Here is a 17709-nt window from a genome sequence, read left to right on the forward strand (position 1 = left end):
TAATAATAAACTACAGATACGCTCACAGAACACATATTCACCATGCCTACACCACTAGTACAAAAAATTATGGATTGGTACGCAAGCCTCAGTCCGTCTACGCTACCGCAAATTACCAGTCTCTATGCAATCGATGCACGATTCAAAGACCCGTTTAACGAGGTCGTCGGAGTAGAAGCCATCGCGAAGATTTTTGAGCACATGTTTGCAAGCACAGAAGCACCGCGTTTCATTTTTGAAGAAGTCATTGAACAAGGACAAAAGGTATTTCTCACCTGGGAATTTCACTTCGGATTGCGGGGCAAAAATTATGTAGTCAAAGGCGGTTCTATGCTGACATTCAACGAACAAGGAATGATCACCGATCACCGCGATTACTGGGATGCTGCAGAAGAGCTATGGGAGAAGTTACCGATTGTAGGTACTTTGGTTGGCTGGCTGCGCCACAAATTTAAGGTGCAGACCTGAGTCGTATTATCGAACGTAAATAGCATAAAAAAACGCCGCGATTTCTTATTCGCGGCGTTCACTTATTTATACATAGCTTCAAATTTCAATCGTTCGTTTCAATCATTTCCAATCCCCACGCAATTCTTTCACCTGCTGCTGCAATCCTTCAGGTGATATTTTATCGGGGTCTTGGGGCTCACCGACCACTAATTCCAAACGAGAAAATGGCCCGCGGCGGAATGAGCGATGGAAAGGATTACCCTTGTCGCGCGACAGCAAACTACCCCAAAGACCGCGTAATGCCATAGGAATCACTGGTACTGGTGTGCGTTCTACGATTTTCATCACACCGCCTTTAAACTCATTGATTTCACCATCGCGGGTCAATTTCCCTTCTGGGAAAATACACACCAAATCCCCTTCATGTAAGGCTTGCGCCACATCGATAAACGATTTTTCCATCAGCCAAGGATTTTCTTTTGCTGGCGCGATGGGAATCGCTTTGGCGGTACGAAATACCCAAGATAAGAAGGGAATCTTAAAAATATTATGATCCATCATAAAGCGAATCGGGCGCGGGCTATACGCCATGATGACGATCGCATCCATGTAGCTGACGTGATTACAAACTAAAACTGCTGCACCCTGCTCTGGAATTTTATCGACATTGATGCCCTTCACTCTATGCACGGTATGAATCAAAATCCAAGCAACGAAGCGCATCAAAAACTCTGGAACGACGCTGAAAATATAGATCGCCACCAGTGCATTTAAAATCGCAGTCGCCATAAAAATCTGCGGAATGGTAAATCCTTGCTTCAACATCAGCATCGCAGCTAAAGCAGCGACCACCATAAATAAGGCATTCATGATATTCATGCCAGCAATCGTACGTGACAGATGTTTAGGATCGCAGCGAGTTTGAATCAACGCGAACAAGGGCACGATATACAAGCCACCAAAAATACCTATCATAAAAATATCGAACAAGATTTTGTAGCTACCGACTTGATCGATAAAACTCATCGCCGTCACTGCCGCAGTGTTGGTGTACATCAAACTCGACAGATATAAATCGAAGCCAAAGATGGACAAGCCAATTGCGCCGAATGGCACCAAACCAATTTCCACTTTGTGTCCAGATAAACGCTCACATAGCAAAGAACCAGCACCAATCCCAAAAGAGAAAATCGTCAATAACAAAACAAAAACACTATGGTCACCGTGCAGATAATCTTTGGCATAAAGCGGAAATTGCGCAAGCAAGATCGCGCCATAAAACCAAAACCAAGAATTGGCTAATAGGGATAAAAAGACGGGACGATTTTTTTTACTGAAGCTTAAATTGCGCACGGTTTCAGTAGCGGGATTCCAATTGATTTTTAAATCCGGGACTGGTGCAGGTGAGATTGGAATACGTAAGCTAAACAACCAACCAATAATAGCAATGATAATCGTGCCGCCAGCAACTAGCTCTATTCCCCAAGGTTTATGTACCACGAGCATAGCACCTAAAATCTCACCTAACAGTATGCCAACGAAGGTTCCCATTTCAATGACACCATTGCCACCAACCAACTCATCGGCATGCAAATGCTGCGGCAAATAGGCGTACTTAACGGGACCAAACAAAGTGGAGTGAATACCCATTCCAGCCACCGCCGCTACTAATACCCAGATATTGTGTGTCATCCAACCAAAACCTGCGATCAGCATAATGACTATCTCTAGTAGCTTGACATAGCGTGCCATACGCCCTTTTTCAAACTTATCGGCTAATTGCCCTGATGTCGCAGAAAACAAAACAAAGGGCAAAATGAACAAGCCTGGAATCAAATTATTCAACAAGCCTACATCCATCGTGGTCCAAGTTAAGGCATCGTAAGTCAAGATCGTCAGCAAAGCCGTCTTAAACACATTGTCATTAAATGCGCCAAAAAATTGCGTCCAAAAAAACGGCGCAAAGCGGCGCTCTTTCAATAGGGTGAACTGGCTGTGTTGGCTCATATCAGTATAGGCTCGCAAGGACGACTATTAATAAAAAAACTAATTCTAAAGTAATTAGCTTTGAAATTGGCTTATTTTTCAACCTGGGAAGTTTCAACAACAAAAACAATCTAACTTGCGAGGAAATTACAAGTTTTTGTTCATGTGAATATGCTCAATACCTGCTTCGATAAACAGATCACCTTCACGAAGAAATCCTTCGCGCTGATAAAACGGTTCTGCTGAGATTTGTGCATTGAGTTGTACTGTTTGCATACCGCGATGTTTCGCTTGCGCCATCAGTTGACGCAATATTTCAGCACCAACACCACAATTGCGTGCCGTGTTCAACACCGCCATACGACCGATATGACCATCTGGTAGCAAACGTCCGGTGCCTATCGCTTTGCCTTGCGCGTCGTAGGCAACAGCGTGTAAACATTGCGCATCCATCACATCCCATTCGAGCGCTGCCGGAATTTTTTGTTCTTCAACAAAGACGGCGGTACGCACTGCTTGTGCATCAGTTTGCAATTCAGACCATTCGCCTAATTTTATTTGTATGTCGGGATTCATTTATATTCTCACTTTTATCGTCTTCCATCTCATCCATATCGCAATTATGGAATCAAGCGTACTAATTGTTTTCCGAGATTTTTACCTTTCAATAAACCGATAAATGCCTCTGGCGCTGCCGCTAGATTCGGAGCAATACTCTCTCTAAACTTCAATTTATTTTGCGCAACCAATATCCCTAATTCTCTCAAGCCTTGCGGCCATAAATCTAGGTGTTCAGAAATAATAAAACCTCGCAAGGTGACCCGCATACTGAGTAACATTCGCGCATTATGGATAGACATGTCGCCACCATCATAGCCTGCGATCATGCCACAAAGGGCAATCCTTGCAAACGGATTCACGCGCGCCAAACAAGCGTCAAAACTCGCACCGCCCACGTTTTCAAAAATCGCATCAATGCCATTTGGCGTTGCCGCTGCGAGCTGATCTTCTAGGTTTCCAACTTTGTAGTCGATACAAGCATCAAAGCCCAATTCATTGACCACGTACGCACATTTTTCTGCACCACCCGCGATCCCAACCGCGCGACAACCGCGTAATTTCGCTAATTGTCCGACCACGCTGCCGACCGCGCCACTGGCAGCGGAGACGACGATGGTTTCGCCCTCTTTTGCTTGCATAATTTGGGTCAGGCCATACCAAGCCGTCATGCCTGGCATACCTACTGCACCTAGATAGGCAGATAAGGGAATGTGGGTCGTATCGAGTTTGCGTAACAAGGTTCCATCAGAGACGCCCATTTCCGCCCAACCCATCATACCAATGACTTTGTCACCAATTTGAAATTGTGGATTGTTACTAGCGACAATTTCACCTACCGTGCCACCGATCATGGTTTCATTTAAAGCTTGTGGTGCCGCATAGTTCTTCACATCATCCATGCGTACCCGCATATAAGGATCGAGTGAGAGAAAATGATTGCGAATTAAGACTTGACCGTCTGCGATAGTCGGCACTGGCACTGTCTCCAGACGAAAATTTTCTGGTGTGACCTCGCCACTTGGGCGGGAGGCTAAAACGATGCGTTGGTACTGCGCATTCATATTCAATTTTCCCTGTTAATTAGTTCTGTTTTTGTAGGGCGGGTGCAACCCGTGCCGCACGTAAATCGGTCTCGCTTACACTATGTTCTGGCGGCGCGGGTTGCACCCGCCCTACGAAACTATGAAACTCTCAAGCTCAATCACTGCCGCCCATTTTCACTAGACCAGCTTTAGATTTCAGGCTACGTAAATACTTATACGTTCCCATCGCTTTCGCCACCAATTTATCACCGCTCCAAATTTCACCATCACAAAAACACATGGTCGTCGATTGATGAAAAGCGACACTGCACGCTTCAAGGCGTCCACCTACGACACCACCTGGTTGCAAGAACGTGGTTTTCATCTCGACAGTGACAACACCTTTTTGATCATCATGTAGAGAACGTCCAGCCATTGCCATCACCACATCAAGCAAGGTCATCAATACGCCACCATGCGTGATTTGCCAACTATTCATGTGGTGATGATGTAGGTCTAAAAACAAATTGGCTTTACCGTCTTTCATCTCGCCCGAAACGATGCCGAGATAGTCGAGGAAAGGATTTTCAATTTGCGAAATCACACTAGAATTTTGGGTGGAACTTGGGGTGGACTTTATGGGGAAATCAGACATCTTATTCATCACTAAAAATGGGGCTATGCCAATCACGTTTATAAAACTTCAAACAATCCAGCAGCGCCCTGCCCGCCGCCTATGCACATGGTGACGACTACATATTTAACGCCGCGACGTTTGCCTTCTAACAAAGCGTGTCCAGTGAGACGTGCACCAGAAACACCATAAGGGTGACCAACGGCAATTGCGCCACCATTCACATTTAATCTATCCATAGGAATACCTAGTTTGTCGGCGCAGTACAATACTTGCACAGCGAACGCTTCATTCAGTTCCCACAAACCGATATCATCAATGCTTAAGCCTGCACGTTTCAGCAATTTAGGAATCGCAAATACTGGTCCGATACCCATCTCGTCTGGCTCACAACCTGCAACGGCAAAACCACGAAACACACCTAATGGCTGTAAGCCTTTACGTTCGGCGACCCGAGCATTCATGACGATAGTCATCGCTGCGCCATCTGAAAATTGGCTGGCATTGCCTGCTGTAATAACACCGTCGGGCAATGCCGTTCTGATTTTCGATACTGCTTCCAATGTAGTGCCTGCGCGTATGCCTTCATCCGCATTAATAGTCACTTCACGCACCTGATGTTCGCCCGTGTCTTTGTCGGTCACGCGCATCATGGTCGTTACAGGAATAATCTCAGCATCAAATAGCCCTGCCGCCAAAGCAGCACTCGCACGTTGTTGACTGCGCACGCCGTATTCATCTTGCCGTTGACGTGAAATTTGATAACGCTTCGCAACGATTTCAGCGGTTTCTAGCATAGGCATATATACCTGAGGCATATGCTGTACTAACCAAGGATCACTCAGCATGTGCTGATTCATCTCGTTTTGCACACATGAAATCGATTCGACACCACCTGCACCGACAATATCTAGCTCGCCAGAAATCACGCGTTGCGCCGCTAATGCGATGGATTGCAAACCAGATGAACAATAACGATTGATCGTCATGCCCGGCACTGTCACTGGGCAGCCCGCACGCAAGGCGATTTGACGTGCGATATTGCGGCCATTAGCTCCTTCGGGAAAGGCACAACCGACCATCACATCATCTAGCTCGGCTGGTTCTAATTGAGCGCGACGCAACACAGCTGCTAAGGTAGGCGCTGCCATGCTGGCACTATGTGTCATGTTAAATGCGCCCTTCCATGATTTGGCTAAACCAGTACGTGCGGTCGCGACGATCACTGCGTCTGTCATATTGTCTCCGTATTTCTTTATGTGTGAATGCGTTTATACGTGTATGTGTGCGTGTGCGAGTCGAGGTGAAGTATTGAATCAATATTCTGCAGACAAGGATACTTGCGTGCCGCTTACCCTCAAGCGCGCGTGCGAACCTTGCATTAAGCTAGCTTTGTCGTCGCAATGACCAAAAGGGAGCCCAGTGATGACGGGCGTGGCGATTGTCGAACGCAAAAATTTCAACATCGCTGCAAAGTCATAGCCATTGTCTTGTGGTGCTAAGCGATAAGCGGAAAAATTCCCTAAGACGATCGCCTTTTGTTTTTTCAATATGCCAGCCATGTGAAGTTGCAGCAGCATACGTTCAACACGATAAGGATGTTCAGCGATATCTTCAACAAACAAGATACCTCCTTCGATCTGTGGGAAATACTCGGTACCTAGTAAATGACAAATCATTGCCAAGTTACCGCCCCATAGGGTTCCTTCCAGCTCAAGATCATGTGCAAAGCTGTGATCTGATTCAAATTCGAGCTGGGTTTTCCGTTCACGCAAAGCGCTTAAAAACTGATCTTGTGTAAATGGGCTTAATACTTCACGAGTAAAATCATTGCACAACATCGGACCGCATAAACTAGCCGTGCCGGTCTTTGCTAACATCGCTAATTGCAAAGCATTGAAGTCACTGTAACCGACCAGCCATTTGCCACTATTGGCAATTTTTTGTAAATCGATATCAGGCAATATGCGCGACAAGCCATAACTGCCGCGTATTCCCATCACGATATCCACTTCGTCATTGTCTATAGCTGCATGTAGTTGCGCCAAACGTTGTTGGTCAGTCGCGCCAAATCGTTCAAAACGATTTGCATGTTGGTAGTAATTGATGACTTTAAATCCGGCATTCTCTAGAGACTGCAAACCAGCGTCTAAATTGGTCTCATCTAAAGCAGCGCCACTAGGTGCAACAATGGCGATACAAGGATGCGTTGGTAGCGTTTTGGGAAAGGAAATTGGCATCGCTAAAAACTCGTCTTGAATAATCAGCGATCGATAGCGGCTATCATTCGCCTAGGTTGTCTGACTGAATACGCGATTCTACCGCGGCACGGCGACGCTCAGCAAAGAAATCCTTGAGTAGTTGTACACAGTCATCTGCCAACACACCAGAGATCACTTCGGCATGGTGATTTAACTTTTCTTCTTTGAATAAATCGACAATCGAACCACAAGCGCCAGTCTTAAAATCATGTGCGCCAAAAACGATACGAGAAAAACGTGCATGCATTAATGCACCAGAACACATGACACAAGGCTCTAAGGTGACATAGAGTTCACAACCAGGTAGACGATAATTACCAAGGACTTCGGCTGCAGCACGCATAGCGACGACTTCGGCGTGCGCAGTTGGATCGTGGGTCGCTATCGGTTGATTAAAACCGCGGGCGATGATCTCGCCGTCTTTGACGACTATTGCGCCGACTGGCACTTCGCCTGCTTGCCAAGCTAGTTTAGCTTGCGCGATGGCTTCGAGCATAAACAACTCGTCGCGATTATAAGGCACTTCTGTATTATCGATAGTAGTCGACATCCGGTGTTTAGCCGTCAATTTCCGCCCAGCAATTAGGCGTTTCGTATAGCGTGATTTTCGTCAAAGATAAATGGCGACCATAACGATCCTGATAGACATCTTTGAGCATATCGAAGGCGATTTTGGCCAAGTTTTCAACGGTAGGAACGCGATCGATTACCACCGTTTTATGTCCAGGCATGCTTTCTAAGAATTGACGCACCGCTGTGTCTTTTTCATACACAATAAATGCATGGTCCCAAAGATCGACCAGATGTTTATTGGCGAGTGCTTTAATATCACCAAAATCCATGATCATGCCGTTATCAGACTCACCGTCTTTTTCGACGACATCACCAGTCAAGGTAATCAACAAGGTATAGCGATGCCCATGCAAATTGCGGCATTGGCTGTTGTGATCGGGAATCCGATGTCCGGTGTCGAATTCAACTTTTCTGGTAATGGTTAACATGTATTGCCTGTGAATATAAGGTCAAACAGAACGTCATAGTCACGTTATGTCGACAGCTAATAAAAAATTATTTAAGGAATCTGCAGCAATTTATGTGTTTGCAAACTCAATTTCCATTTTGGATGCGCTTTGCAATAATCGATGGCTTTATGCAGATTGTCCTGCAATAAAGGCCCATCCATTGCTTGCAAATAATGATGGGTGAAATCGAGCGCCTCGTACGCCTTTAAATCCTGTCCCAACTGCGGAATCACGACCTTCAGCTCATCGCCTTTGCGCACCACAAGTTGCGAACCCATTTTCGGGCTGACACAAATCCAATCCACGCCAGTCGGCACTTCTATCGTGCCGTTGGTTTCTATCGCAATTTCAAAGCCCACATCGTGCATCGCATCGATTAAAGCTTCATCGAGTTGCAGTAATGGTTCGCCGCCGGTAAAAACCACAAACTTACTTGCCTCGTGCGTCTCTGGCCATAAAGCATTAATTCGAGCGGCAACAGCTTGTGGCGTCTTAAACTTGCCACCGCCATCGCCATCCGTTCCAACGAAATCGGTATCGCAAAATTGGCATACTGCCGAGTTACGGTCTTCTTCACGCCCGGTCCACAAATTACAGCCAGCAAAACGACAAAACACAGCGGGACGCCCAGCATGGGTACCCTCGCCCTGTAAAGTATAAAAAATTTCTTTAATGCTGTAGCTCAAAAGAAATTACTCCCACTCGATTGTCGCCGGTGGTTTTCCGGAAATATCGTAGACAACACGATTAATTCCACGCACTTCATTGATAATGCGATTGGAAACTTTACCCAACAATTCATGTGGCAAATGTGCCCAATGCGCGGTCATGAAGTCTTGTGTTTGAACAGCACGCAAAGCCACCACATATTCATAAGTACGACCATCACCCATCACGCCAACCGATTTGACAGGTAAGAACACAGCAAATGCTTGGCTAGTCGCGTCATACCAAGTTTGTGGTTTTTCTGCGTTCGGATCAACGTAAGTATTACGTAATTCTTCGATAAAAATCGCGTCAGCACGGCGCAATAAATCGGCGAAATCTTTTTTGACTTCACCCAAAATACGCACGCCCAAACCTGGGCCTGGGAATGGGTGACGATACACCATGCTATGTGGCAAACCTAAAGCCACACCCAATTTACGCACTTCATCTTTGAACAATTCTCGCAGTGGTTCTAATAATTTCAGATTCAAAGTATCTGGCAACCCACCGACATTGTGATGGCTCTTAATTGTATGTGAGCCTTTTTTGCCTTTGCCTGCGCTTTCAATCACGTCAGGATAAATCGTGCCTTGCGCCAGCCATTTTGCGTTCTTAAGTTTGCCAGATTCTGCTTGGAATACTTCGACAAATTCACGCCCGATGATTTTGCGCTTGGCTTCTGGATCAGTAACGCCCGCCAAATGCCCCATGAACTGTTCTGTGGCATCGACATGAATCACCTTCACACCTAGATTGTTCGCGAACATTTCCATGACCATCTTGCCTTCATCGAGGCGCAACAGACCGTGATCGACAAAGACGCAAGTCAATTTGTCGCCAATAGCGCGATGGATCAATGCCGCCGCGACGCTACTATCGACACCACCGGATAAACCGAGAATCACTTCATCGTCGCCAACTTGGGCGCGAATCGACGCTACTGCTTCAGAGATGTAATCTGGCATATTCCAGTCAGACTTGCAGCCACAGATATCATGCACAAAGCGACCAATAATCGCTTCACCTTGAATCGTGTGCGTAACTTCTGGATGGAATTGCACCGCATAAAAACGACGATCTTCATCCGCCATTGCCGCGATTGGGCAATTGTCGGTCGATGCCATCAACTTAAAGCCGGCTGGCATTTCATTCACTTTATCACCGTGGCTCATCCATACCTTGAGCATGCCGTGACCTTCTGGTGTCACGAAATCGTTGATGCCTTCTAATAATTTGGTATGACTGCGCGCACGCACTTCAGCGTAACCAAATTCACGTACCTTACCATTTTCAACTTTGCCACCAAGCTGCTCAGCCATGGTTTGCATACCATAGCAAATTCCCAAAACTGGCACGCCAGCATCATATACAGCCAACGGTGCACGTGGGGTATCGCCTTCAGTCACACTACTTGGGCCGCCAGACAAAATAATCCCAGCTGCGCCATAGTTGCGAATGAATTCATCGCTGACATCGTAAGGATAAACTTCAGAAAATACGCCAGCATCACGAACACGGCGAGCGATCAATTGGGTAACTTGGGAACCGAAGTCGAGGATAAGGATTTTTGAATGCATAATTCGAGTCTAATCATTAATGATCGTTAAAATTCAGGGCTTTACAGTTAAGAATGGCGAAACAATAAAATTATTTACACCTTACTTTAGAGGCTAATATCAGGCTGTTCCGGTTTTGCCTGAACAATATGATTGCCATTCAATTTTCGTGCAGTCAGCAAGGCTTTTTCCGCGTGGGCAACCAAGGCTTCAGGAACCACGTTTGGAAATACACTACTCGAAGCAATACCGACGCTTATCGAAATTTCCAAAGTATCCTGTTCGACAGTCTCAGATCGCGATACGATAGCTAGTCTGATGCGCTCTGCAACAGCCGAAGCGACGAGATTTGATGCGCCAGGCAGCACGATGAGGAAGGCATCACTCTCGAATCGTCCCAAAGCATCAAATGGACGAATACAGGATCGCATACGACTAGCTACTTTGAGTAAAAATGCATCGCCGACACTGCCACCAAATCGCTCTTTTATTACTTGGTATTGATTGATGCTGATATAAAGCAATGATAAGGGTTTCTCCGCTTTATGACATCGCTCCAACTCAAGTCCTAAAGAACGCGCTATTGCGGCCCGATTCCACATTCCTAATACGGGATCAAGTAAGGCATCACGTTTTAGATTGCGAACTTGCCTGACCAACTCACTGTACTGTGCCTTGATCGCATTCATTACTATCTCTCGTTCGACCATGACCGCCAAGTCTGCCAATAAGAGCCGAGACACATCATCAAAATCTCTTTCGAGATAATCGATCAAGTAGATATTTCCAATGCACTGATTTGCGCTATCAAAAATTGGATGCTGGGCGCAAAAAACAATATGGGGTTCCCCTTTAACAGAGGGATGAGTCGCCAAATCATTTTCAAAATTCAAATTCGTAAAAACACGAATTTCGTCACTAAACCCCAATGACTCGCAAAACCCAGCCTCCATAACAACCATCGATTGTTCACTTCGATCAAAACGTTCGCGTAAATTGCCAAAACTCACAATGCAATTTGCGACGTCAAATAATCGAACTCCTAATCGTTCAAAACGAGCTATTTTTGCTTCGAATTTTTCTGTATCAACACGTACCGATACGGAACCATCCGAAAACAAATCCATACGACTGGCACCTTCTAGTGGTGTTGCCATCCATTGCTCCGTTTTGAAAAGTTGTTGCGTACTTCAACTAAAAGAAGCTCATCCTTATTCTGCTCGGTAATTCGGTGCCTCTTTGGTAATTTGCACATCATGTACATGTGATTCACGCATTCCGGCCGAGGTAATTTCTACGAATTCTGCTTTTTCGTGCAAATCTTGAATCGATGCGCATCCACAATATCCCATTGAGGAACGAACGCCACCTACCATCTGATATAAAATCGCCAAAACGCTGCCTTTGTATGGAACACGTCCTTCAATACCTTCGGGCACCAATTTATCCGCATTATTTGCAGCATCTTGGAAATAGCGATCAGCTGAACCGTCTGCCATCGCCCCCAAGCTTCCCATACCGCGATAAGATTTGTAGCTACGCCCCTGAAATAAAATCACTTCACCCGGAGCTTCTTCGGTTCCAGCAAACATACTACCCATCATCACTGTCGACGCGCCTGCCGCCAATGCTTTCGAAACGTCACCGGAGAAGCGAATGCCACCGTCGGCGATACATGGAACACCGGTACCACGCAAGGCATCCGCGACATTGGCAATCGCTGTAATTTGTGGAACGCCAACACCAGCAACAATTCGTGTTGTACAAATTGAGCCAGGACCGATACCCACTTTCACGGCGTCCGCACCGTGCTCAACTAAAGCTAAAGCAGCAGCAGCCGTGGCGATATTTCCACCAATGACTTCAATGTGGGGATAATTAGTCTTAACCCAGCGAACTCGATCGAGTACACCTTTTGAATGCCCATGTGCGGTATCGACAACAATCACATCGACTCCTGCTTTAGCAAGTAAATCGATGCGTTCATCATTGTCCGCGCCAACTCCAACAGCCGCACCTACGCGCAATTTACCCTGATCATCTTTTGATGCGAAGGGATGCTCTGTTGATTTTTGAATATCTTTTACAGTAATGAGACCACGTAATTCAAAAGCGTCATCGACGACCAAAACACGCTCAAGTCGATGTTTATTCATCAAACGTTTTGCTTCGCTTAAGTCGGCACCTTCCTTAACGAACACCAGTTTCTCACGTGGCGTCATTTTTGCTCGGACTTCTGCATCTAGCTCTTGTTCGAAACGCAAGTCACGATTAGTGATAATACCAACCACTGTCTTGCCTTCTACGACGGGAAAACCACTGATGCCATGTTGATGGCTCATTGCAATGACTTCACGAATTGTCGTGGTCGGTGTAATCGTGATTGGATCACGTAACACACCTGACTCAAATCGTTTAACTTTCGCTACTTCGCGTGCTTGCTCTTTAGCAGTTAAATTTTTATGAATAATACCAATACCGCCTTCTTGCGCCATTGCTATCGCCAAGCGCGCTTCAGTAACGGTGTCCATCGCAGCCGATACGAGAGGAATATTGAGTTTGATGTTTCGAGTTAAATTCGTCGCAAGAGAGGTATCTTTGGGAAGAATATTTGAGTATGCTGGGACGAGCAACACATCATCGAAAGTGAGTGCTTTTTGAAGAAGACGCATAGTATTTCCTATAGGCGCAAAAGCAAATTATACAGAAAACTTGCCGATACGTCTCGTTCCATGTAAAACTGCACCTAAATTATTCAAAAATAATTCAATAAAAAATGTAATTTCAGAAACCAAACTGAGTAAATCATGCAAAAAAGTCGCTCCATTTTGATATCTAGCTTCGCCCTATCCATCCTTGTTTCACAATCGGTGTTAGGTCAATACGTTTGGTTAAACGAGAAAGGCGTCAAGCAATATTCGGATTCACCTCCACCTAAAAGTGTTCCTCGAGAAAAAATCATCAAGAGTCCGGGTAATGCACCAAAAGCTACCGAAGTTGCTACAGTGTCTGAGAGGAATGAATCAAATAAACTTGAAAAGCCTGCAACGATCGCAAGCAAAAATGAAGATTTCAACAAACGTAAAGTAGCCCGCGAAGAGGCTGAGAAAAAGGCAGAATCAGATAAGCAACAAGCGGAAGATAAGGAAAAAAATTGCACCCGCGCAAAGGCTTACAAGCAATCTTTGGACGAGGGGCAACTGCTGATGACGCGAGACAAAAACGGTGAACGAACCGTTTTAGACGAATCTCAGAGAACAAAGGAAATGGCAGACGTAAAACGCGTGCTGGCAGAGTGTAAATAACGAAGCGCCCCTACATTTTGCCTGATTTATGTTCGCGCTTAGCTCGATGCCGACGTGCACTCATCGGGTCCGCTATGAGTGCGGCACACAACTCTAGGCGGTCACCGTCACGCAAGCAGTAGGCTTCCGTCTTTTTTTTGCCAAATACAGCCCAAACTGCATTGCGCTTCAATTGAATGTCGATTTCAGCAGCCATTTCGACTGGAAGTTTGGCTATGAATTGTTCAATAGAACAAGTTGGCGAGACATGGAATTCAATAAGAGTCGGTTTGCCAGCATGAGGGCAATAACATAACTGAACGTGAATCAATGCGCTCATGGTTTTTGACCATAGACATGATCAGCACGCGAGCAAAATGCATCAACGAAGCTGTTTGTGATTTTCCCAAAAACTGGACCAATTAAATGTTCAAGTAATTTACTTGAAAACTCATAACGCAAATGAAATTCGATCTTGCAGGCGTCTGAACGTAAAGACGTGAATGTCCATACCCCATGTAACTGCTTGAAGGGACCGTCAACCAAAGTCATTTCCATTGTGTGCGGTGGCTTATTTAAGTTTTGCGTCGTAAAACTTTGTTTAATGCCATGGTAATTGATGGATAATGTAGCTTTTAAAGTTTGCTCCGATCGTTCTGCGACATGCACGCCTCCGCACCAAGGTAAAAAAAGTGGGTAGTCTTCAACCTTTTCAACAAGCGCAAACATTTGTTCAACACTATAGTGAACGAGAACATTTTTTTGAACAACTGCCATTATTTCAAGTCATTTGATATGATCACAACCTCGATTTTAACTGAAACACCGACTTGTTCCGCAATTAATCAAAAATTTGCGTCTTTCCTCAGCAAGTCATTACACAAATAAAAGTACAGCATGAGTATCGCCGACAATAAAAAAGCCTTTCATGATTTTTTCATCGAAGACCAATATGAAGCAGGGATCGTTTTACAAGGCTGGGAGGTAAAGGCTATTCGTGCTGGACGCGTTCAGTTAAAAGAGGCGTATGTCATCATCAAGAATGGCGAGATCTTTCTATTTGGTGCGCACATCGGCGCTTTACCGACAGCATCAACGCACATTCACCCAGACTCAGTACGCACCAGAAAATTACTCCTGAACGCAGAAGAAATTAAGAAATTAATTGGGAAAGTGGAACGTTCTGGCTACACGATGGTGCCACTCAACATGCACTATTTGAATGGCCGTATAAAATGTCAAATCGGGCTCGCAAAAGGCAAGAAACAACACGACAAACGCGAAACAGAGAAGGAACGTGATTGGCACCGAGAGCAACAAAAAATAATGAAACAACATCGACGATAAGTGGCGGACGATGATTTTCTCGCCCCGCCCGCCCGCGCGCGTTAGGCGGATCGCTTGTGAATCGCAAATGTTGTGACCGGAATTACCGTCGAAGATAGATTTCCTCACGCGCCTCGCGAATTTGTCGACGCAAAGCCATTCTTTCTTCTGGGCTTAATCGATTCATTTTAGCAAATGGTTTCTCGCCCTTCTCATCGATAGGAGGCAAGTTTGGGAATTCGCGCTTCAATGGACGGATAGGCTCACGATCCGCATTCCGCTCCATTTTGTCGTTTTGCCGTTCCAATTTGCGGGCGGCACGGAATTCTTGGAAATCACGAATAATTTGCCGACGATTTTCGACTCTCGCTCGATTGTCCTGCTCGCGTTGTTGCGCAATAGCACTCGCCTGTCCACTCACAATGAACACACTAGTTAGCGAAAACAAAATCAAACGACGTAAGCTACTCACAATAGGCAATCCACTCAATCTTCCATCACACTATCCAATACAAACTATCCATCCCACCGTTGCGACAGATGACAACCCTACGCAATCTACTCTGACAGCAAAATAATAAAAAGTTCCTCAATGACTAAGGTGTATTTTAAATGTCAGACATAAAAAAGTAATCGGTTTTTTATGTAAGGTCTGTAACACTTTGTAATCATGTCGAAAGAATCAGCGCATCTTCGCAATTTCACAGTAAGATTCGAGCTTTGTTAACCCAAAAGAAGAGCGGCAAAATGACGGATATCAAAGCAAGAATTTTGGTCGTAGACGACGACTCAAGACTACGAGATCTACTACGACGCTATCTAAGCGAACAAGGGTTTCAGGTCGTCGTTGCAGAGAGCGCTCAGGCAATGAATAAACTATGGATACGCGAGCGTTACGATCTGTTGGTATTAGATTTAATGCTTCCTGGTGAAGATGGATTGTCGATTTGTCGACGATTGCGTGGTGGTGGCGACAATACGCCCATTATCATGTTGACCGCGAAAGGCGAGGAAGTCGATCGTATTATCGGTTTAGAAATGGGCGCTGACGATTATTTGCCGAAGCCTTTTAATCCACGTGAATTGCTTGCGCGCATCCATGCCGTATTGCGCCGAAGAGTACCCGAAGAAGCACCTGGTGCACCAGCTGAACAAGGGCAGAGCTTCCAATTTGGTGACTTTGTGCTAGATCTTGCAACACGACACTTGAAGAAAAACGGTGAGAATATCAGTTTAACGACTGGCGAATTTTCTGTTCTGAAAGTGTTCGCAAGACATGCAAGACAGCCACTGTCGCGTGAAAAACTAATGGAGCTCGCTCGGGGCAGAGAGTATGAAGTGTTTGACCGTAGTCTCGATGTACAAATTTCTCGCCTACGCAAATTAATTGAGATCGACCCAAGTAATCCCCAATACATACAAACGGTTTGGGGATTAGGCTACGTATTTATTCCAGATGGACAAGGCAATTAATCCGAATCATGATGCGAAACTTTTTTCAACGTCTCGCTTGGTACAATAGTGGGCTGTTTTGGCGCACTTTTTTGCTGCTTGCCGCTTTGATTGTTGCCAGTATGTCTGCGTGGTTTATTAGCATTAAGCTACTTGAACGCAAACCACGTGCGCAACAGCTATCTGGTCAAATCATTTCAGTTGTCACCATCACTAGCGCTGCTCTGACGCATTCTGCGTCAGATAAACGCCGAGAACTGCTCATTGACTTAGCACGCAACGAAGGTATTCGTATCTATCTTTTGGAGGAAAACGATCAAATTGAACCCGCTGACGAAAATCCTATATTTGTTGAAATAAGAAAATTAGTACAACAAAAATTGGGAAGCCAAACGCGATTTGCTAAAAGTGTCAATGGCGAAATCGGCTTTTGGGTGAGTTTTAAAATCGACGAAGACCAATATTGGCTGCAATTAGAGCAAGACCGATTGCAAACGGAATCAGGGTGGCAATTTCTCGGTTGGGCAACCATCAGCATGGTTTTCGCTTTGATCGCAGCAATCTTCATTTCTCGTAGGATCAACCAGCCCCTTTCTAATTTAAGTGCCGCTGCAAGGCTACTTGCACAGGGCAAGCAGCCAAATCCTCTAAGTGAATCGGGCGCTCGGGAGATTCGTGAAACGAACACCAGTTTTAACCAGATGATGCAAGATTTGGCAAGAATTGAATCTGATCGCACGGTGATTCTTGCTGGTATTTCACATGACCTACGTACCCCACTCACCCGCTTACAGCTAGAGCTGGAGATGGCGGCACTTGATCCAGAGACGCGCAACGCGATGTATGCCGATCTCCAACAAATGGATAGCATCATCCAACAGTTTCTCGACTACGCTAAACCTTTACATGAATCAACATTTAATGGAATACCCATAAGCGAGTTGTTAGAGCGAATATGTGAAGAATTGAGGAATCACCCTGAAATTGAACTTAGTTCAGAAATCGAACCTGATTTATATCTAACAGGCCTAGAGATCGAATTTCAGCGTTTAGTTAATAACTTAGTTCAAAACGCGCTACGCTACGGGCGCAGAGATTTCAATGAGAAGGTCGTGATTGAAATTTCCTGCATGGCCCAGAATTCAGGACCGCTCAGCGGAATCGTCCTTATATTTAGAGACCATGGACCTGGCGTTCCTGAGCACGATATTCCACGTCTATTGCGGCCATTTACACGCGGTGAAGTCGCGCGAAGCCAAGCAAACGGATCAGGTTTAGGACTGGCTATCGTTGACCGAATAATCAAGCGTCATGGAGGGCACTTGAAAATGCGGAACCACGAACAAGGCGGCCTTGAAATTCGCATTGAATTTCAACATGGTAAAAAAATGCCACGACTCGCTATCTGACGGTCGTGGCATTTTTCTGCGCAAAGTTTGAATGTGAA

The 17709-nt window shown here is 45.4% G+C and carries 20 protein-coding genes; 5 read left to right on the forward strand and 15 right to left on the reverse strand.

What is annotated here, in order from left to right:
* Positions 1–42 precede the first annotated feature (42 nt).
* A complete protein-coding gene (locus KDM90_RS01095) occupies positions 43–468 on the forward strand; it encodes a nuclear transport factor 2 family protein (RefSeq protein WP_212673767.1) in 426 nt (141 codons plus the stop codon).
* A 102-nt stretch (positions 469–570) separates the two neighbouring features.
* Here KDM90_RS01095 and KDM90_RS01100 read toward each other — a convergent pair whose 3' ends face one another.
* The 12 genes from KDM90_RS01100 to guaB form a co-directional block, all read right to left on the reverse strand.
* Entirely contained in the window at positions 571–2457 is a 1887-nt protein-coding gene (locus tag KDM90_RS01100) for an MFS transporter (RefSeq protein WP_212673768.1), read from the reverse strand.
* A 126-nt stretch (positions 2458–2583) separates the two neighbouring features.
* Positions 2584–3012 carry a GNAT family N-acetyltransferase gene (locus KDM90_RS01105; protein WP_212673769.1) on the reverse strand — a complete coding sequence of 143 codons (429 nt, stop codon included), beginning with the start codon at positions 3010–3012 and terminating at the stop codon, positions 2584–2586.
* A 44-nt stretch (positions 3013–3056) separates the two neighbouring features.
* Entirely contained in the window at positions 3057–4058 is a 1002-nt protein-coding gene (locus KDM90_RS01110; RefSeq protein WP_212673770.1) for an NADP-dependent oxidoreductase, read from the reverse strand.
* Between the two features lie 136 nt (positions 4059–4194).
* Complete coding sequence (locus KDM90_RS01115; RefSeq protein ID WP_212673771.1) at positions 4195–4674, reverse strand: PaaI family thioesterase; 480 nt, start codon at positions 4672–4674, stop codon at positions 4195–4197.
* 38 nt (positions 4675–4712) lie between these two features.
* A complete protein-coding gene (locus tag KDM90_RS01120; RefSeq protein ID WP_212673772.1) occupies positions 4713–5891 on the reverse strand; it encodes an acetyl-CoA C-acyltransferase in 1179 nt (392 codons plus the stop codon).
* 78 nt (positions 5892–5969) lie between these two features.
* Positions 5970–6893 carry an LD-carboxypeptidase gene (locus tag KDM90_RS01125; RefSeq protein WP_212673773.1) on the reverse strand — a complete coding sequence of 308 codons (924 nt, stop codon included), beginning with the start codon at positions 6891–6893 and terminating at the stop codon, positions 5970–5972.
* 43 nt (positions 6894–6936) lie between these two features.
* A complete protein-coding gene (tadA, locus tag KDM90_RS01130; protein ID WP_212673774.1) occupies positions 6937–7464 on the reverse strand; it encodes a tRNA adenosine(34) deaminase TadA in 528 nt (175 codons plus the stop codon).
* Positions 7465–7471: 7 nt separating this feature from the next.
* On the reverse strand, positions 7472–7915 hold the full coding sequence (gene queD / locus KDM90_RS01135; RefSeq protein ID WP_212673775.1) for a 6-carboxytetrahydropterin synthase QueD: 444 nt from the start codon (positions 7913–7915) through the stop codon (positions 7472–7474).
* A 71-nt stretch (positions 7916–7986) separates the two neighbouring features.
* A complete protein-coding gene (queE, locus tag KDM90_RS01140) occupies positions 7987–8622 on the reverse strand; it encodes a 7-carboxy-7-deazaguanine synthase (RefSeq protein WP_212673776.1) in 636 nt (211 codons plus the stop codon).
* Between the two features lie 6 nt (positions 8623–8628).
* Complete coding sequence (gene guaA, locus KDM90_RS01145) at positions 8629–10221, reverse strand: glutamine-hydrolyzing GMP synthase (RefSeq protein WP_212673777.1); 1593 nt, start codon at positions 10219–10221, stop codon at positions 8629–8631.
* 86 nt (positions 10222–10307) lie between these two features.
* On the reverse strand, positions 10308–11357 hold the full coding sequence (locus tag KDM90_RS01150) for a GGDEF domain-containing protein (RefSeq protein ID WP_212673778.1): 1050 nt from the start codon (positions 11355–11357) through the stop codon (positions 10308–10310).
* Between the two features lie 54 nt (positions 11358–11411).
* Positions 11412–12872, reverse strand: a complete 1461-nt coding sequence (gene guaB, locus KDM90_RS01155; RefSeq protein WP_212673779.1) for an IMP dehydrogenase — start codon at positions 12870–12872, stop codon at positions 11412–11414.
* Positions 12873–13007: 135 nt separating this feature from the next.
* On the opposite strand from guaB, the gene KDM90_RS01160 reads away from it, so the two are divergent.
* Positions 13008–13505 (forward strand): DUF4124 domain-containing protein, encoded by a 498-nt coding sequence (locus KDM90_RS01160; protein WP_212673780.1) that lies wholly within the window; start codon positions 13008–13010, stop codon positions 13503–13505.
* Between the two features lie 10 nt (positions 13506–13515).
* Here the strand turns inward: KDM90_RS01160 and KDM90_RS01165 are convergent, their stop codons facing one another.
* Positions 13516–13824, reverse strand: coding sequence for an RnfH family protein (locus KDM90_RS01165; RefSeq protein WP_212673781.1), 309 nt, complete (start codon positions 13822–13824; stop codon positions 13516–13518).
* Positions 13821–14261, reverse strand: a complete 441-nt coding sequence (locus tag KDM90_RS01170; protein ID WP_212673782.1) for a type II toxin-antitoxin system RatA family toxin — start codon at positions 14259–14261, stop codon at positions 13821–13823. Before KDM90_RS01170 ends, KDM90_RS01165 begins: the two co-directional genes overlap by 4 nt.
* A 120-nt stretch (positions 14262–14381) precedes the next feature.
* Here KDM90_RS01170 and smpB point away from each other — a divergent pair, with 120 nt between their 5' ends.
* Complete coding sequence (gene smpB / locus KDM90_RS01175) at positions 14382–14831, forward strand: SsrA-binding protein SmpB (protein ID WP_212673783.1); 450 nt, start codon at positions 14382–14384, stop codon at positions 14829–14831.
* Positions 14832–14913: 82 nt separating this feature from the next.
* Here the strand turns inward: smpB and KDM90_RS01180 are convergent, their stop codons facing one another.
* A complete protein-coding gene (locus tag KDM90_RS01180) occupies positions 14914–15282 on the reverse strand; it encodes a hypothetical protein (protein WP_212673784.1) in 369 nt (122 codons plus the stop codon).
* Between the two features lie 275 nt (positions 15283–15557).
* Between KDM90_RS01180 and ompR the strand changes: the two genes are divergently transcribed.
* Entirely contained in the window at positions 15558–16283 is a 726-nt protein-coding gene (ompR, locus tag KDM90_RS01185; RefSeq protein WP_212673785.1) for an osmolarity response regulator transcription factor OmpR, read from the forward strand.
* An 8-nt stretch (positions 16284–16291) separates the two neighbouring features.
* The gene (locus KDM90_RS01190; RefSeq protein ID WP_230409538.1) at positions 16292–17671 is read left to right on the forward strand and encodes an ATP-binding protein; all 1380 of its coding nucleotides are present in this window, start codon (positions 16292–16294) and stop codon (positions 17669–17671) included.
* Positions 17672–17709: the final 38 nt, after the last annotated feature.

This window comes from Affinundibacterium fentianense (assembly GCF_018139545.1).
Classification (GTDB): domain Bacteria; phylum Pseudomonadota; class Gammaproteobacteria; order Burkholderiales; family Burkholderiaceae_D; genus Undibacterium; species Undibacterium fentianense.

Excerpts from the sequence above, each read along its gene's own strand:
- KDM90_RS01095 (WP_212673767.1), top strand. The coding sequence starts at position 43 with ATGCCTACACCACTAGTACAAAAAATTATGGATTGGTACGCAAGCCTC.
- KDM90_RS01100 (WP_212673768.1), bottom strand. The coding sequence starts at position 2,457 with ATGAGCCAACACAGCCAGTTCACCCTATTGAAAGAGCGCCGCTTTGCG.
- KDM90_RS01105 (WP_212673769.1), bottom strand. The coding sequence starts at position 3,012 with ATGAATCCCGACATACAAATAAAATTAGGCGAATGGTCTGAATTGCAA.
- KDM90_RS01110 (WP_212673770.1), bottom strand. The coding sequence starts at position 4,058 with ATGAATGCGCAGTACCAACGCATCGTTTTAGCCTCCCGCCCAAGTGGC.
- KDM90_RS01115 (WP_212673771.1), bottom strand. The coding sequence starts at position 4,674 with ATGTCTGATTTCCCCATAAAGTCCACCCCAAGTTCCACCCAAAATTCT.
- KDM90_RS01120 (WP_212673772.1), bottom strand. The coding sequence starts at position 5,891 with ATGACAGACGCAGTGATCGTCGCGACCGCACGTACTGGTTTAGCCAAA.
- KDM90_RS01125 (WP_212673773.1), bottom strand. The coding sequence starts at position 6,893 with ATGCCAATTTCCTTTCCCAAAACGCTACCAACGCATCCTTGTATCGCC.
- tadA (WP_212673774.1), bottom strand. The coding sequence starts at position 7,464 with ATGTCGACTACTATCGATAATACAGAAGTGCCTTATAATCGCGACGAG.
- queD (WP_212673775.1), bottom strand. The coding sequence starts at position 7,915 with ATGTTAACCATTACCAGAAAAGTTGAATTCGACACCGGACATCGGATT.
- guaA (WP_212673777.1), bottom strand. The coding sequence starts at position 10,221 with ATGCATTCAAAAATCCTTATCCTCGACTTCGGTTCCCAAGTTACCCAA.
- KDM90_RS01150 (WP_212673778.1), bottom strand. The coding sequence starts at position 11,357 with ATGGCAACACCACTAGAAGGTGCCAGTCGTATGGATTTGTTTTCGGAT.
- guaB (WP_212673779.1), bottom strand. The coding sequence starts at position 12,872 with ATGCGTCTTCTTCAAAAAGCACTCACTTTCGATGATGTGTTGCTCGTC.
- KDM90_RS01160 (WP_212673780.1), top strand. The coding sequence starts at position 13,008 with ATGCAAAAAAGTCGCTCCATTTTGATATCTAGCTTCGCCCTATCCATC.
- KDM90_RS01165 (WP_212673781.1), bottom strand. The coding sequence starts at position 13,824 with ATGAGCGCATTGATTCACGTTCAGTTATGTTATTGCCCTCATGCTGGC.
- KDM90_RS01170 (WP_212673782.1), bottom strand. The coding sequence starts at position 14,261 with ATGGCAGTTGTTCAAAAAAATGTTCTCGTTCACTATAGTGTTGAACAA.
- smpB (WP_212673783.1), top strand. The coding sequence starts at position 14,382 with ATGAGTATCGCCGACAATAAAAAAGCCTTTCATGATTTTTTCATCGAA.
- ompR (WP_212673785.1), top strand. The coding sequence starts at position 15,558 with ATGACGGATATCAAAGCAAGAATTTTGGTCGTAGACGACGACTCAAGA.
- KDM90_RS01190 (WP_230409538.1), top strand. The coding sequence starts at position 16,292 with ATGATGCGAAACTTTTTTCAACGTCTCGCTTGGTACAATAGTGGGCTG.